14 protein-coding genes are annotated in these 16,460 nt (G+C 34.5%); 1 reads left to right on the forward strand and 13 read right to left on the reverse strand.

Features of this window, described 5'->3' with window-relative positions:
• Positions 1–44: 44 nt before the first annotated feature.
• Genes gltX through EG242_RS06935 form a run of 7 tightly spaced genes read right to left on the reverse strand, consistent with a single transcriptional unit; the run spans position 45 to position 11,180 of the window.
• Positions 45–1,562 carry a glutamate--tRNA ligase gene (gene gltX / locus EG242_RS06905; protein WP_124899171.1) on the reverse strand — a complete coding sequence of 506 codons (1,518 nt, stop codon included), beginning with the start codon at positions 1,560–1,562 and terminating at the stop codon, positions 45–47.
• 34 nt (positions 1,563–1,596) lie between these two features.
• On the reverse strand, positions 1,597–2,883 hold the full coding sequence (locus EG242_RS06910) for a phenylacetate--CoA ligase family protein (protein WP_124899172.1): 1,287 nt from the start codon (positions 2,881–2,883) through the stop codon (positions 1,597–1,599).
• A complete protein-coding gene (locus EG242_RS06915) occupies positions 2,880–4,496 on the reverse strand; it encodes a C45 family autoproteolytic acyltransferase/hydolase (protein WP_124899173.1) in 1,617 nt (538 codons plus the stop codon). The genes EG242_RS06910 and EG242_RS06915 overlap by 4 nt, the downstream gene beginning before the upstream one ends.
• Entirely contained in the window at positions 4,489–6,015 is a 1,527-nt protein-coding gene (locus EG242_RS06920) for a phytoene desaturase family protein (protein ID WP_124899174.1), read from the reverse strand. Before EG242_RS06920 ends, EG242_RS06915 begins: the two co-directional genes overlap by 8 nt.
• A complete protein-coding gene (locus EG242_RS06925) occupies positions 6,002–9,646 on the reverse strand; it encodes a 1-acyl-sn-glycerol-3-phosphate acyltransferase (RefSeq protein ID WP_124899175.1) in 3,645 nt (1,214 codons plus the stop codon). The genes EG242_RS06920 and EG242_RS06925 overlap by 14 nt, the downstream gene beginning before the upstream one ends.
• The gene (locus EG242_RS06930; RefSeq protein ID WP_124899176.1) at positions 9,646–10,812 is read right to left on the reverse strand and encodes a DUF2062 domain-containing protein; all 1,167 of its coding nucleotides are present in this window, start codon (positions 10,810–10,812) and stop codon (positions 9,646–9,648) included. The genes EG242_RS06925 and EG242_RS06930 overlap by 1 nt, the downstream gene beginning before the upstream one ends.
• On the reverse strand, positions 10,812–11,180 hold the full coding sequence (locus EG242_RS06935) for a hotdog family protein (RefSeq protein ID WP_124899177.1): 369 nt from the start codon (positions 11,178–11,180) through the stop codon (positions 10,812–10,814). The genes EG242_RS06930 and EG242_RS06935 overlap by 1 nt, the downstream gene beginning before the upstream one ends.
• 191 nt (positions 11,181–11,371) lie before the next feature.
• Between EG242_RS06935 and EG242_RS06940 the strand changes: the two genes are divergently transcribed.
• On the forward strand, positions 11,372–12,088 hold the full coding sequence (locus EG242_RS06940) for a 3-ketoacyl-ACP reductase (protein WP_124899178.1): 717 nt from the start codon (positions 11,372–11,374) through the stop codon (positions 12,086–12,088).
• Positions 12,089–12,117: 29 nt separating this feature from the next.
• Here EG242_RS06940 and EG242_RS06945 read toward each other — a convergent pair whose 3' ends face one another.
• The 6 genes from EG242_RS06945 to EG242_RS06970 all read right to left on the reverse strand — a co-directional run bounded on the left by EG242_RS06945 (position 12,118) and on the right by EG242_RS06970 (position 16,459).
• Positions 12,118–12,741 (reverse strand): LolA family protein, encoded by a 624-nt coding sequence (locus EG242_RS06945; protein ID WP_124899179.1) that lies wholly within the window; start codon positions 12,739–12,741, stop codon positions 12,118–12,120.
• On the reverse strand, positions 12,741–13,514 hold the full coding sequence (locus EG242_RS06950; protein ID WP_124899180.1) for a polysaccharide deacetylase family protein: 774 nt from the start codon (positions 13,512–13,514) through the stop codon (positions 12,741–12,743). Before EG242_RS06950 ends, EG242_RS06945 begins: the two co-directional genes overlap by 1 nt.
• 54 nt (positions 13,515–13,568) lie before the next feature.
• On the reverse strand, positions 13,569–13,844 hold the full coding sequence (locus EG242_RS06955; protein ID WP_317124938.1) for a GIY-YIG nuclease family protein: 276 nt from the start codon (positions 13,842–13,844) through the stop codon (positions 13,569–13,571).
• 118 nt (positions 13,845–13,962) lie between these two features.
• Positions 13,963–15,012 (reverse strand): beta-ketoacyl synthase chain length factor, encoded by a 1,050-nt coding sequence (locus tag EG242_RS06960; protein ID WP_124899181.1) that lies wholly within the window; start codon positions 15,010–15,012, stop codon positions 13,963–13,965.
• A complete protein-coding gene (locus EG242_RS06965) occupies positions 15,009–16,202 on the reverse strand; it encodes a beta-ketoacyl-[acyl-carrier-protein] synthase family protein (protein WP_124899182.1) in 1,194 nt (397 codons plus the stop codon). Before EG242_RS06965 ends, EG242_RS06960 begins: the two co-directional genes overlap by 4 nt.
• Positions 16,202–16,459 (reverse strand): phosphopantetheine-binding protein, encoded by a 258-nt coding sequence (locus EG242_RS06970; RefSeq protein ID WP_091518179.1) that lies wholly within the window; start codon positions 16,457–16,459, stop codon positions 16,202–16,204. Before EG242_RS06970 ends, EG242_RS06965 begins: the two co-directional genes overlap by 1 nt.
• Position 16,460 lies beyond the last annotated feature (1 nt).

The following is a 16,460-nucleotide window of genomic DNA, read 5'->3' on the forward strand; positions in this document are numbered from 1 at the left end:
AATATACAACTTAATTTTTAACCTCCAAACATATTGGAAAAAAATTATATATTTTTGAAAAAATTTATTGCGTTGTGTAATCTTTTAATAGTTTCTGCTTTACCTAGCACACTAATGATTTCGAATAAATCGGGACCTTTCATTTCGCCTACCATAGCAATACGAAGAGGTTGCATAATTTTACCCATACCTAATTCGTTTACCTGTATCCAGTTTTTTATATCGGTTTCAATTTCTTTTGCCTCGAAATTTTTAACATTTTCTATGATCGATATTACTTGCTGCATTAAACCAGATGTATCAGCTTTCCAATTTTTAGCTGCTTTTTCATCGTACTTTTCTGGTGCAACAAAGAAAAAGTCTGCTAAGGTGTATAAATCTGTAGTTAAATTCGCTCGATCTTTAACTAATCCGGCTACTTTTTCAACAACCGCTTTATCAGCAGTAATACCTTTTGAATTTAAAACAGCTTGTAAATAGCTTGCTAACTCACTATTCTCTTTATTAATTAAAACTTGATGGTTAAACCATTTGTTTTTTTCAGGATCAAATTTAGCTCCAGATTTGTTTACTCTGCCTAAATCGAAAGATTCTATTAATTCATTTAAAGTGAATAATTCTTTTTCTGTTCCATCGTTCCAACCTAAAAGAGCCAAAAAGTTTACAACTGCTTCTGGAAAAAAACCTTGTTCGCGGTAACCCATTGCTGTTTCGCCTGTTTCTGATTTCCAATCTAACGGAAAAACTGGGAAACCTAGTTTATCCCCATCACGTTTTGATAATTTTCCGTTACCTACCGGTTTTAATATTAATGGTAAATGTGCAAATTCTGGTGCATCCCATCCAAAAGATCGATACAATAAATAATGTAACGGTAACGACGGCAACCATTCTTCACCACGAATTACATGCGATGTTTCCTGCAAATGATCATCTACAATATTTGCTAAATGGTAGGTTGGCATTCCGTCTGATTTATACAATACTTTATCATCTAACAAAGCGGTATCAAACGTAACTTCGCCACGAATCATATCTTTCAACGTAAGTTTTTCATCGATAGGCATTTTAAATCGAATAACATACGGATCGTTGTTAAACAATCGTGCCTGTAATTCATCGTGTGTCATGTTTAACGATGTATTTAAAACTTCGCGAACCGTATGGTTGTATATAAAAGTTCTTCCTTCGGCTTCAGCTTCTTTTCGTAGTGCGTCTAAATCTTCGGCAGCATCAAAAGCATAATAAGCAAATCCGTTGTGTAATAAATCTAAAGCGTATTGTTTATAAAGATGTTTGCGATCGCTTTGACGATATGGTCCAAATTTTTCGTTTAGACCAATAGTTTCATCAGGTTCAATTCCTAACCATTTTAAAGCTTTAAAAATGTATTCTTCGGCACCTGGAACAAAACGGTTTTGGTCGGTATCTTCAATTCTTAAATAAAAAACACCGTTGTTTTTCTTTGCAAATAGGTAATTAAATAAGGCCGTTCTTACACCACCGATATGTAAAGGTCCGGTTGGGCTTGGTGCAAAACGTACACGTACTGGTTTTTTCATCTTTTTCGTTTTTTTTTTCAAAGATAGAAAGTTGTTAGCGTTTATCTATGAATGTTATTGGTTTTCTACTTAAGGGGTCGTAAATAATCTTTTGCAAAGTTAATTCATCTTCAAAAATAATTTGTGGAGTAACCCTTAATCTTGCTCTAAAATAATCTTTTAATTTCCCAATAAATTCGTCGGTTGTATCTTCAGAAAAAATACGAATCAAAATTTCGTCTGTGCCTATTTCGTTGGAAGATATCTCTATTAAATGCAATTTTATTTCTTTAAAATGAGCCACAGCATCGTGCATTGCAGGCGGATAAAGTGTTGTGCCTTTGTATTTTATCATTTGTTGTTTGCGGCCTTCTACCGGACCTAAACGATAAGTAGATCTCCCGCATTTGCATTTTTCTGTATGTTTACGCACCATATCGCCGGTTTTAAAACGCAGCAAAGGCATGGCTTCTACTCCCAACGTTGTTACAACCAGTTCGCCCAATTCGCCATTAGCAACAGGTTCGTTATTTTCATTGACAATTTCGCTTATAATTAATTCGGGGTGGTGATGACCGCCTGCAAACTGATTGCATTCTGTAAAAGCGGCGCTCATTTCTGTTGATGCGTATGTAGAAAAAAGATTAATATTCCATTTTTCCTGTATGCGCTGTGCCAGAAGTGTGGGTTGTAAATCGGTTGTTCGTAAAGCTTCGCCAATGCAGATTACTCCTTTTACGGAACTGCTTTTATAATCGATGTTATTTTCTTCGGCATACTCGATCATCTTTAAAAGAAACGACGGTACGGCAATTAAAAATTTGGGCTGATAACGTAAAATAGAATCCCATTGCAACGGCGGAACACCTGCCCCAACACGCACAATTCCTGCACCTAATTTTCGCAAGCCTAAAAAATATGCCAAACCCGCCATAAAACGTCGATCCATAGTGGTCATAAGCTGTACCAAATCGCCTTTTTGAACTCCGGCACCTTGAAATGATAGCATTTCGTTATAAGCCAAACGTTCCAAATCATTATCAGTTAATCCAAAAGTTACGGGATCACCCAAAGTACCCGAAGTTGTAGCATAATCGCGGATTTCGGTTTTATCAACACAGAAAAAATCCTGATTATACATTTGCAAATCGGCTTTTGTAGTTACCGATATTTTTTGCAAATCTTCAACGGTTTTAATGGTATCGATCTGAATATTTTCGGCTTTGAATCTTCGTTGGTAAAACGGTGAATTTTCTAATAAATACGCGATTTGCTTTTGCAAAAGTGCATTCTGAAAATTTTCAATATCGGTTATGCTTTGGGTTTCTATATCGGGAATCATAACTTTTTGAGGGTTTTCTTTAATTTTTGTTCGATGCTTTTTTTCTGATCTTTAGAACTTATTACTTTTTGCAACGCTGTTTTATAATTAGCTGCTGCAATTTGCCATTGTTTCTGACTATAATAATAATCGCCTAACTGTTTATAAACCAACCAAAGTTCGGGATTTGATTTTTTATATGTCGTTAAAATTACATTTGAAACGATTTTTTTTGAATTTGTAGCTATTTCAATCGTCTTATGCAGCTCTCTAAACTTCTTGTATTGTTTGTAATCTTTCGATTTTAAGAAATCATCTTTAGGTAATTCAAGTGATTTTACGGGTTTCAACTCTTTCGATTTAAAAATCGTATTTAAATCATACGCATCAAAAGCACCTAATTGATACGGATTGTTTGATACCCACATTTTTAATTCGGCTGGTTTAAAAATTACCCCGTGATGCGCCATTAATTGGTTCAACGCTTTTTCGTTTCCCAAACCTAAATCTTCATTTTGCAAACCCGAAATATCGCGCAAAACCTTTAAAACATCTATAACCTTATATTTTTTTTCGGTTTGAAAAGATTCGTCTAATTTTTCCAATCGATAATAAGAGTGAGATTCTTCGATATATTCTTTATTTCGCTTGTCGGTTTTATATCCGTTTGATTGAAAATGATTGGTGCAGATCAACTTTCCGTTGTTGGTTTCATACACATCCATTCGTTTCGGACTCATTTCAATCACAACCGCTTTATTGTCTTTTGCACTGCCGATTAAAAAAGATTCTGATACAAAAACTTCAAACTTTTCGGCAATTTCAACCGCTTCATCAATTGTTTCGGCATGCTGTAAAATACTTCGCGCAACAATAGAAACCGGCGTTTTTCCCCGCATTGGAATATCCGATTTTCCTGCGTTCAGCGTTATCGTTAATCCTTTTTCGTTCATTCCCGAAACCACGCCAACCATTCCCGGCCAAGTTACCGATGCGTATTTATAACCGTTTTTGGGACTTATAAATTCTACAATTTTGTTTTGCGCAAATTCATCGTTCACATAAAAATCGAAATTTCTGCCAATAAGCAAATTTCCATCTTCGGTAAAATTGTTCCACAAAGCAATCGATGAACAGCCAACCAGCATTAAATCTTGCATGGCATGACCAATATCGTGCGAACTGTGCAACAGTAAATTACGTTCGAATTTTGTCCCAATGTCGTTAAATTCATCTGATCCGAACAAAGATAAAGCGTACAATTCTTGTTTTAAATCTGTTGGAATCGCCGAGAGAATGTTTCGGTTGTACCATTTTAAAAAGTACAACAATTTGTTTTGTTTGGATGGATTTGGAATCATTTCTGCAACCTTTCCAAAGAATATTTTTTCTTGATTTTGATACAACTGTTGCGTTAAAAATCCTTTTTTATAACCTAATTCATACGGATTTCCTGAAATTCTTAATTGCCAGTTTCCGTTGACCGATTTATTTAAAACATCTCTTTTTTCTATTGAAAACTTTTGTTGTTGAAATTCGGTTTCAAAAAAATCAGATTCTTTTTTCAGATTTTTAATGCTTCCGCAACTTATTAAAGAAAGCAGCAGCACAAGCGAAAATAACTTTTTACTCATACCCTACTTTTTTAAAAACTTTATCTAAAAAATAATCTTTCCCAAGCATTTCGGCAACCGTTAAAAAACCAGTAATAGTTACACCTAAAATTCCGTGCAAACGCACATTTTGTCCGGTTAAAAACAAATTATCAATCTTCGTTTTCGGTGAAATCATGGTTTTTAAAGGTTGTGAAGCTTCTTTTTCAAAACCGTACATGGTTCCGTCTAAAGTTCCGATATAATCACGGTACGAAAGTGGTGAAGACGTGTGTGTTGAAACAATATTTTGCGAAATATTCGGAAAATATTTGTCTAAAATCTGCAATAATTCGGTTACAATTTCATCTTTAAATTGATTGTAATCTCTTCCACGATCGTTTTCGTTTCTAACCGTATTAATTGTCTGCTGCCACTTTTCAACCTGCGCACAATCCATATACGTCATTAACGAAATACTTTGCGCAAATTCTTCGTTTTTGTTGTGCAGATTGGTAGTAATTACAGCAGATTGCGGTTTGTTTCCGATCCAATTATTTTCGTACGAAAACACTTTATCTTCACTTTCAAAATGATAAATATTATGATTGAAATAAGGAAGGGCATTGGGTTTTAAAACGATATGAACCGAAAAAACCGATGGTCCGTTCTTTAACTGATTGATTCGTTTTATATAAGGTTTTCGCTGATTTTCTTCGTTAAACATTGAAAAAAGTTGCTTTAAATCGATATCAGAAACAAACTGATCGGCTGTGTAAATACAATCAGCAGTTTCACAACTTTCTAAAATATTCTCTTTAAAATTAAGCTTTTCTACTTTTTGATGTTTGAATAAGTCGGCATTAAAACTTCGCAATTGTTTGATGAACGCCTTTGTAATTTGGCTGCCACCTTTCACACATCGCCACGAACTTTGGATATAAGAATTTACCGTTAAGGCATGAACGTAAAATGGCGTTTCGGTTGATTTTATGGCGTACAAAAAACTGTTTCCCAATAAAACTGCCTGCAATTTTTTGTTTGAAGTGATTGAATTCATTACGATTTCAACCGAATGCTGCATGATTTCTTCGTTGTAACCCGTTCCGCTTTTTAAGTTGTATAAAGGAAACTGATCGCAATAAAACTGTATGGTTTCAATATACTTTTTTAGTGCTTGTTCTTCATTAGGAAAATAAACCAGTAATTGCTTTACAAAATTATCATAACCTTGTGCCTGCGGATATTGAATGGTTTCGTTTCCAAAACTAATAACATCAAACTGATTTTCATTTAATTGCGATAAATCTAAATCGTTTAAAATATTCAGATACGAAAAGTATCGACCTAAATTTTCGTCTTTCTTCAACGCGCCAATGTAGTGAACGCCGGTATCAAAAATAGTTTTATCGCGCACAAACGTCTGCAAATTGCCGCCGTACTGATTGTTTTTTTCTAAAACACAGACTTTTTTGCCTTCTTGTGCCAGCAATAATGCCGAAACCAGACCGCCCAAACCGCTGCCAATTACAACAACATCGTATGTTTTAGTTTGTTTCATTACGTTGAAATACTTGAATTTTTAATTCATCATGCGTTTGTGTAAAACCATTGAAATCTGGTTTAAATTTACAACAAACCAATACAATTTGCTTAATGTTCTGCGGAATATCATCGTTAAATTGCTGTAAATGAGAAAGAATCAACACGTTGCTGTTCTGCCAAATCTCCGCTAAATCGTCGGCATATTTTATTTTAAATTTCTGGTTGATGTAACTTGCTTTGGCAATTGATCTATTTTCTTGGTTTAAATTATAAGTATACACTTTTCTTGATGGAAACTGGTTCACCAAAAGAAAATCAAGCTGACCAAAATCGTTGGTAACATGCGCAATCGCAGCTTTATCGCTAATTAAATAAAACAACTGATGATAGATTGATTTGTTCTGACTGAAATCTTTCTTAACTGTATTTAAAATTCCGTGTTCCTTATATAAAAAGTTCAAGAACAGTTTCTGCTTAAAATAATCGGCATCTTCTGCATTCAATCGAATTTTATTGAATTCCTGCTTAAAGAAACTGCTTATTTTCTTGGTTCGATCTGCATACGATTTTCCAAAAGAATCATCGTTAACCGCAATAGGATCGCCCACATACACATGGCAATTCGCCTTATAAATAATAAAATCGCCTTTAGGCAACAAATCGTTATTTCCGTGGATATAAACCGGTTGAATTGGCAAATTCAATTCTTCTGCCATAAAAAAAGCACCTTTGTGAAAACGACCAATTTCTGATGTTCGTGAGCGTGTTCCTTCCGGAAAAACCATTACAGAAAAGTCGGTTCCAATGCGCTCTTCCAACGGAATCAATCCTTGTTCTACTCCTTTTGTTGCCGGATAAAATCCTAAAAACTTAACCGCTCTGCCAAAAACCGGCGATTTATAAACCCAATCGTTCACAATGTAAACCACTTTAGAATACGTCATTCCAATGGTCAATGAATCTAAAAACGAGGTGTGATTTGATATAATGACCGACTGTTTTTGCAAACGTTCTTTATGGAATATTTTCTTGCTTACGTAAGGATTTAAGTATAAAACCGATTTCATGTAACCCGACATTACATTGCTGAAAAAGTGCCATTTTTTGTTTTTGGATATGGGCAAAACCCAGAAAAATACACGCATGAAAACCGATATGGTTAAGCTGGCAATTACATAATAGGTAAACATTAAAATAGATCGAACGGTAAGGAAAAACGTTGTTGGAGACAATCCTTTCTTAACGCGATTGAAGAACAGAAATTTAAACAACAGCGGATACAACACAAATGTTACCAAAACTGCCACACTTACACCGATTAACGCAATTAATGCAATTGATTTTAAGGCAGGATGTTGCGCAAATATTAACGCCCCAATTGCCAGAATTGTGGTTAAAACTGCCAGAATAATTGACGTTCGATATAACGGCATTTCGTCTTTACCATCGGTATACTGTTTTTGCAGTGCACTGGTCATAAAAATGGTAAAATCGATTCCGTGACCAAAAACCAACGTACAAACTATGGTGCTGAAAATATTAAAGGGAATGTTTAAAAGCCCCATTAAACCTGCGGTGATGAAACCTGTCAACGCAATGGGAATTGATGCTGTTATGACCAATTCGATTCTTCTATAGAATACAAACAGAATTACAAAAACCGCAATAAACGAATACGAAACCAATGAATTAAAATCATTCACCAAGAAACCTAAATATTGTTCGTTTAACGCTTGTCGGTCAATTAAAAGCAATTGTTTACCTTGATTTTCTTTTTCGAAATTCTTTACAAATGCATCACGGTTTTTTGGATCGATTGTTACAACGGTTGATAATAAATAACGATTTTTACCATGAACAAATTCGTTGTACAGTTGTTGATTAAATTGCTTTAACGATGCAAGATTTATCGTCGAAAAGTCTTTGTTCAATAATTGATAAAAAGCTTCGTGTGTTTGTGCATTAAAACCTTGTGCTACACTTTTTGTTTCGATTTGTTGTACCGTTTGATTGATTTTAGAAGGATTCCAAAACTGTTTCCAACGATCAATAGCTTTTAATTGTTCGGTTTTCGATGGAACCAAACTACTAACCGACTGCACATTGTTTACATAATTATTTAACTGTAGTTTATTGAAAACCTGTTGATTATCTTCTAAGACTTTATCTTCGTTTTCATTATAAGCAACTACAAACAAACTTTTGGCAATTTTATTATCTGTATACAATTCTTTTTCAGCCAGTTCCTGTTCCGTAGGCATGAAATTAATTTTAGATAAATCGCCATCGAATTGTACTTTATGATATGTAAATGCACTCATTAAAACCAAAAGCAACGTAAAAGCAATTAAAACCTTGTTTTTTTCGAACGGATATTTCGCAATTTTATCAATCGCATGGCTGTGTTTTAAGGTTTTGCCTTTATAAATATGCGGCAAAATAATCAATGTAAAAACGGCTGTTGCAACTACAGATATACTTGCGAAAATTCCCAGATCAATCAATGCATCAGAATGTACAAAAAGCAAACATAAAAAAGCAACCGCAGTGGTAGAACTACTCATTAACAAAGGTTTTGCAACATCTTTAAACAACACCTGCATGCTTTGTGTGTTTTTGGAATGCGTTAAAAAATGCAGTGCATAATCAATGGTAATTCCTATTAAAATAGCAGCGATAGATAAAGAAATCGCCGAAATTTCTGTCCGTAGAAAGTACAAGCACAACAAACCGAACAATCCGCCAAAAACCGATGGAACCATTACAATTATTGGGACTAACCAGTTTCTGTAATAAAAAATTAGCAGCAACATTAAAGCAGAAACCGAGATGGCTACAGTTGTTAAAATATCGCTTTTAATCTGTTGCGCATTAGCAACCGCAATAAAAGGAGAACCAAAATATTGTACCTCAACCCTTGGGTTTTTATCTGCAATATGCTTTTTTAAAGCATTAAGCTTTTCTACGAAAACTGCATTGTGTTGCGTTTCGCTTCCGTCATACTTCGGATTAATGAATAGCACAATTTTTTCTTCGTCTTGGGTAAATAAAAACCCGTCTTGGAACTTATAATCGCCGTTTCCTTGAAACTGCTGTAGTTTCTTTAAAGCCAAAAACGATAATTGCAAAGGATCATCAACCACAACATCCTTCATAAACGAGGCATTTCCACCTAATAAAGTTTCGTAATTCTGTTGAATTTGCTTGGAAAGACTGTCGTTATTCAGTTTATATTCGATTGTTTTATAATCGGCTTCGTTCAGATAAATCGGTAAATTTTCGTACACAAAACGAAATGATTCCTGAAAAAGATCTTCGTTCAACGTTCCCTGAACCGACAAATAATAGTCGTTTACAGCAGTTAACGTATCAGTAAAAGCTTCGGCAGCGGAAATTAAATCATCATTACCTGCTCCTTTTTTCTTTTTAAATATTACCGCAATTTTATCGGTAAAATTCATTTCGTTAATAACCTGTGCTGTGTTGTTATTGGTTTTATTACTTGGAATAATCCGCGTAATATCTTCGTTAAACGTGATTTTTTGAAGTATGAAAACCGAACATACCAAAAATAACAGCGAACTTAAAAGTGCTGTTTTGGGATATTTCTGAATTTTTTGGAACAAATAATAAAATCCGTTAAACATTATGCAGCCGTTTTTCTTTTGTAAAAATTAAGCGTTACGTAACAAATCAATCCTAATAAAACAGCCATAAATGTAGCCAAAATTGTGCTTCCGACAATATATTGCAATAAATGGTTTTTTATGGAATGGAACGAAATATTATCAAAATCTATCAGAATTTCGCCACTTTCACCAACAAAAAAACTGCCAACTTTTAATGATGCAATCACAATAAACGGGATAAATGGTGGAATACTGATGTTTGATCCTACAAACGAAATGGTTTTGTTTAACTTGAAAATTGCTGCCAGAAAGATCGACAAAAATGTTTGAAATCCCCATACAGGGACAATTCCAATGAAAACGCCCAATGCAAGCGATAGTGCTTTTACTTCGTTTGAAGCATTTGTCTGTAAAATATCTTCTTTTAAAAACGTCTTAAAACTTTTTTTTTTGAATTTTAAAAGGATGTTTCTTGGTTTAATGTACAACAGCGTAATAGAAACCAAGACCGTATTTAGGATGCTTATGCGAGTGAAATCGCGAAACGGACGAAAATGTGAAATGCGCTCGTTAGGATCGTACAGAACCTGAATGGGCACATTTTTTATAGAAATGTTTTTCCATGCGGTACGCACGATTACTTCAATTTCAAACTCGAATTTGTTGGTAAAAAATCTTTTTGGAAAATGTTTCAACGGATACAAACGATAACCAGATTGTGTATCCGTTAACTTAATACCTGTTTCAATTTGAAACCAAAAATTAGAAAATCGATTACCAAAACTACTTTTTTTAGGGACACTTTCGTGCGTCATATTTCGGCTTCCAATCAAAAGAATCGGTTCGGTTGTTGCATTTAATTCCTCTAAAAAAACAGGAATATCCGTAGGATAATGTTGTCCGTCTGAATCAATCGTTAGGGCATAATCGTAATTTAACGACAATGCTTTTTTAAACCCAATTTGCAAAGCGTTTCCCTTGCCTTTGTTTTGCGGTACATTTAAAATGTAAAGTTGCTTGTAGTTTTCTAGAATATCGGCAGTTTCGTCGGTACTTCCATCGTTAACAATAAAAATATGGTTGGTGTAATTTAAAACTCCGTCTACAACACGCTTTAAAGTTTTTGCATTGTTATAGGTAGGAATAATTACGCACCACGTTTTATTATTTTGCACGATATTCATTATAATTGCTGGGTTAGCAAAGCATTTACTTTAAGCGCAACGGTTTCATCAAAGCTAGCCGAAGCCTTTATTTTAAAGTTTTCTTCTACTTTATTGATGTCAATTGTAATTGCCAAAACCGCATTCACTTCAGGATTTATCAATGCCATAAATTTTACGTTGCTGCATTCTTTTATAAACAAATTTGTATTGGTTGCCTGTTGTGTCAACTCCTTTAAAATTTGAAGCATACAAACACCAGGTGTTACCGGATTATTAGGAAAATGCCCTTTAAACACATCGTGTGCAGGATTTAACTCAATAATCGCTTTTAACTGGTTGTCTGTAAAATTAAATTCTTTTACGCTGTAAAAATGAGGTATTAACATACAAATTGTTTAAAAAGCGAAATTAAGGATTTATTTTAAAGTATTACCAACCCTTGTTTTATTTATCTGTTTAAAAAAGGTAAAGACGCGGCTTACAAACAATATGTTTTTCTTAACTTTTAAAAGAAATGATTTCAAACATTATTTTCAGAAATTTGTAGTACTTAATTAATTTAATTCGATTTAAAAATATGAGTTCATTAAAAGGAAAAAACGCAATAATTACAGGTGGTGGTCGTGGTTTGGGCAAAGCTGTTGCCTTGTTACTTGCACAAGAAGGTGTAAACATAGGAATTACCGGACGTAACGAAGACCATTTAAAAAATACGGTTGCCGAATTACAAAAAAGTGGTGTAAAAGCTGCATATTCAGTTTTTAATGTTGCTGATAAAACGGAAGTTGATAATGGTATTAAAGATCTAGTATCAACTCTTGGTGGTGTTGATATTTTGGTAAATAATGCCGGAATTGGCTGGTTTGGCAAATTAGAAGATATGCCTGCGACAGATTGGGAACAAGTAATGCAAACCAATCTTTTCGGGGTTTACTACACAGCTATGGCGGTTTACCCATTTATGAAGGAAAATGGCAGCGGCGATGTAATTAATGTGGCTTCTACAGCTGGTTTAAAAGGTGGTGCAAATATGTCTGCCTACGCGGCATCTAAAGCAGCGGTCATTTCTTTATCGCAATCTATGATGGCTGAATGGCGCAAAAGCAACATTCGCGTATTTACACTGACACCAAGTACAATTGCTACAGATATGAGTATTGACGGAGGTTTAACCGATGGAAATCCGGACAGTGTGTTACAACCTGAGGATTTTGCAGAATGGGTACGCGATATCTTGAAGATGAAAAGCAGAGCTTTAATTGCAAATGGTTCAATTTTTTCGACAAACCCATAAAAAAATCCGTTCAATTGAACGGATTTTTGTTATAATTGAAAAACATTGTCGCCTAATGCGGTGTTTAATTTTTTGTTCTTAAGTTTGATTAACGAATAATCGTTAGAGCTCTCTACAATTTTAATTTCCGAAACCGTATCTTCATTGTTTAAAAACGTTAAAGTAACCTCTTTAATATGTTTGCTCATGTCTTTACTCTTTGGTTTTAGCACGGCAAAACGGGTAGTTCCATTCTTAAAATAAGTAATATTGAACGATTTTTCATCAAACAGATTTCCCGTATAACTGCCAACCATTAATTGCTGTAACTGCTTAAAACGCTTGTTTTTATTTAGATCGATTGATGTAACTTTTCCTTTTTCGTTTTTGATCTTTAAATTGTCTTTGTTAAACAGCATCGCGTTCTTTTTTGGTGCATTGTATTGCCAAAGCAATTTTTCGCCCTTAAAACGGAAAATTCCAGATGCTTTCGATGCATTTTTCAATACACTAACATGTTTTGTTTCTTCAAAATCGGCAGTGATCGATGTTGTTTTATCCGCCTGATTTGCAATTTCTCTTTTAAACGTTGTTACTTCGCCCGCTGTCATTTGTGTTTGCGAAAACCCCAATGAACACGTAAAAAAAAGAATTCCTAAAAAAATATTTTTCATTATTTGTATGCTTTAATATTAAGTAATTCGTCAACCGTAACCGATTGTATTTGTTTCTTTTCCATAATTATCAACAACCGTTCCAATACGTTCAATGTTTTGGTTGATGTATCGTGAAGCAAAATTATAGAACCTTTTTCAAATCGATCTAAAATTCGACTTAAAATTTTATCTTCTGATTCAATTACGGTATCTAACGACCGAACATTCCAACCAATCACCTCCACCCTATTTTCTTTGCAAGCTCGCGCTATATTTGGGTTTGTGACTCCGAAAGGCGGTCTGAATAAATTAGGAATTTTCCCTGTAATCTGCTGAATGATTTTTTCGGTTGAAGCAATTTCGTTATGAACTTCCTTTTCCGATAGAAATCCCATTTTATTGGTATGCGAATAGGTATGATTTGCGATGATATGCCCCTGCTCTACTATGCTTTTCGATGCTTCGGGATATTTTTCGATTTGTTTTCCAATACAGAAGAATGTTGCTTTTTGATTGTATTTTTCCAGCAGATTCAGAATTTCAGGCGTAATTTCTGTGGGACCGTCATCAAACGTTAAAGCAACTACATTTCGATTGATCTTTTTGTTTGATGAATGTGCTTTTATAAAGTAATTTAATCTAATATCGAACGATCCCCAAGTTGTGATTCCCAGCCAAGCAATTATCGCAATAAAAATTAAAAACAAGGGCAGTTTACCCGAAAAATAAGCATACCACAAGAATATTAAAAGGACAATAAAAAACCATTTTATGTAAGCATGCTTTAACATACAGCATTTTCAAAATTATATTATACTTCGTTATTTAAAAATTTCCAAGCAGAATTAAATGTACTTATTAGCTTTTCTTTTTTTTTCTCTTCTCCAACCTTTTAACTGCTTTTCTCTATCAATAGCATCTGTTATACTCTGAAAACATTCATAATAAATTAAGTAAAAACATTTGTATTTTGATGTAAATGCTTTTGAATGCGCTTCGGGATTATTATGCCAATACAGACGCTCTTTTAAATTGTTGGTGACACCAATATACAAAACGGTTTTACTCTTATTAGTTAAGATATAAACATAATAATTATGTGTACCAACTGTTTTATACATAAATCATTTTTTTATGTCATATTGAGCGAAACGAAGTGTAGTCGAAATATCTTTCCAAAAGATTCCTCGTCGCTCTCCCGATAGCTATCGGGATCTTGCTCTGTCGGAATGACAAACATCAACAAGATTGTAATAGAACAAAACTAAAATCGGTATTATTGAATTGATTGATCATCAACACTTTTTCAATTTTAGTTGGTTCGATGTTATTATATTGAACAGACTTTGGAAGCGCTTGTTTTTGAATGATTTCTGCTGCAACCTTTAAGCCGAAAGCCGATGCAGTATCGTAACTCCCTGAAATATGCTGGTAATAACCCTGTGGAATTTCATTGAAAACAGTATTTATTCTGTTGTAAAATTCTTGCTGATGAGCATCTGCATTTACACCAAAAAACACTACATCTAAATCAGTAACAGAAAGATTATTTTTGTTCAAAAAAGTATTTATTTCGGTAGTTTCATCGTCTTTAAAAGCATTAAAAAGCATCACATCCAAAACCTCAGCATAACTATTGTTAGTTTTATTATTTGATAAAGCAAAAAAAGTAGCTCCTTCTGCCAATGCAATTCCCTTTGTTTGTGGGTTTTTAAAATTTACTTCTTCCCCACTTTGCTTCACTTTTCCGATCATTTCGTACATAGAAAAAGTGTACGGTGCAATTTCATCAACGCCACCAATCAGTATATTTTCCTTGTTAAAATGTTTTAACTGCATAAAAGCATCAAATAAGGCACTTTCAAACGAATTTGCTCCGTTAACGTACGTAAAATTGTAGGCTTTACATTGCAAATGCAAGGCAATTTGTGCCGCAACAGTGTTGTGAGTCGACTGTATAAAAGCGGTTGGAGTTAAAAACTGCTCATCGTTTTCTATAATGGCATCCAGAAACTTTTCAGAATCTTCGATACATCCCAAACCAGTTCCAACAATCACAGCTTGCGGATCAACCATTTTTGCATTAAACAAGGCGTTATTCGCAGCGTAAATTCCCATTTTTACACCTTTAGCCATTCGTCGGCTCATTGCTGGTGCAATTAAATCTTTGTATGATGGTTGTTGCGCTTTGTTTAATATCTGAATTCCAGCAGCTTCTGATTTGAACAAATCAAAATCAACCGATTGAATACTTACGTTACCGATACCGTTTATATAGCAGTTTTTCATGATTTCGAAAAGATTAAAGTAGAGCAATTTCCGCCAAATCCGAAAGAATTTGAAAGCACATGATTAATTTCTGTTTGAACAACTTCGGTTTCTGGAACAATATTTAATTCTTCCATAGGCGTTTTAAAATTCAGGTTAGGGAAGATGGTGTTGTTTTGCAACGCCAGTACGCTGTAAACTGCTTCAATTGCAGCAGCAGCAGCTAATGTATGACCTGTAAATGCTTTGGTTGAACTAAATTTCGGTACTTTGTTGAAAATTCTGCTCATTGCGCGACCTTCAGATAAATCATTGTTTGGTGTTGCGGTTCCATGAACGTTGATGTAATCGATTTGATCGGGTAGGATAGAAGCCTTTTCAAAAGCTTGTTTCATTGCCAAATACGCTCCCTCACCGTTTTCTGACGATGCTGTTTGATGGAATGCATCATTTGCATTGCCATAACCCGTAACGTAAGCCAAAACTTTTTTGTTGCTCTTTTTAATAACCTCATCAGATTCCAACACCAAATAAGCTGCAGCTTCGCCCAAATTCAAACCTTTACGGTCATTGTCAAAAGGCGTGTTGTAGGTATCAGACAAAATCATCAACGTTTTAAAACCATTAATGGTAAACTTGCTCAAAGCATCGGTTCCACCCACAATTACTCGGTCTAAATATCCGTTTTCAATCATGCTTGCACCCAACATTATGGCATTTGCAGCTGATGAACACGCGGTTGAAATGGTTGTTACAAATCCTTTTAAACCTAAATAATGGGCGATTTTGTTTGATGAATCGCCGGCATCGTGACTTTGAATATACTTTTGATATTCCGGATGTTCCTCGTACTTTTTATAATGCTTTTCGGTAAAATCCATTCCGGCAACACTGGTCGATGAAATCAAACCCGTTCGAAGCTCGTTAATATTAGTAATACCAGCACTTTCAACCGATTTTTTGGCAGCATACGCACCAAGTAAACCAGTACGTGTAAAAGTATTTTCCTCTGGTAAATTCAATAATTGTTGCAATTCTTGGTTGGTGATTTTAATTTCGCCGACCTTAATTTCTGATGCATGACGCGTTTGGATATTCTCCAAATTTGAAATACCGCTTTTTTTAGAAATTAACGACTGGAAATTTTCTTCGACCGATAAACCGATGGAAGATATAATGCCCATTCCTGTAATTGCAACTTTTTTCTGCATTATTTTGTACGGTTTGCAGCTACAAATTGAGCCATTGTTTCAACTGACTGAAAAATTTCTTTTCCTTGCTTTGGATCGGCTAATTTTATACCGTATTCTTTGTCTAAAAGCACGATTAGTTCCAATGCATCAATAGAATCTAAACCTAAACCGTCGCCAAAAAGCGGATCGTTGTCCTGAATATCATCAATAGAAATGTCTTCTAAATTCAATGCGTTAATAATACGTTCTTTTAATTCTTGCTTTAATGCGTCCATT

The sequence above is a fragment of the Paenimyroides viscosum genome, from assembly GCF_003858535.1.
GTDB classification, from domain to species: domain Bacteria; phylum Bacteroidota; class Bacteroidia; order Flavobacteriales; family Flavobacteriaceae; genus Flavobacterium; species Flavobacterium viscosum.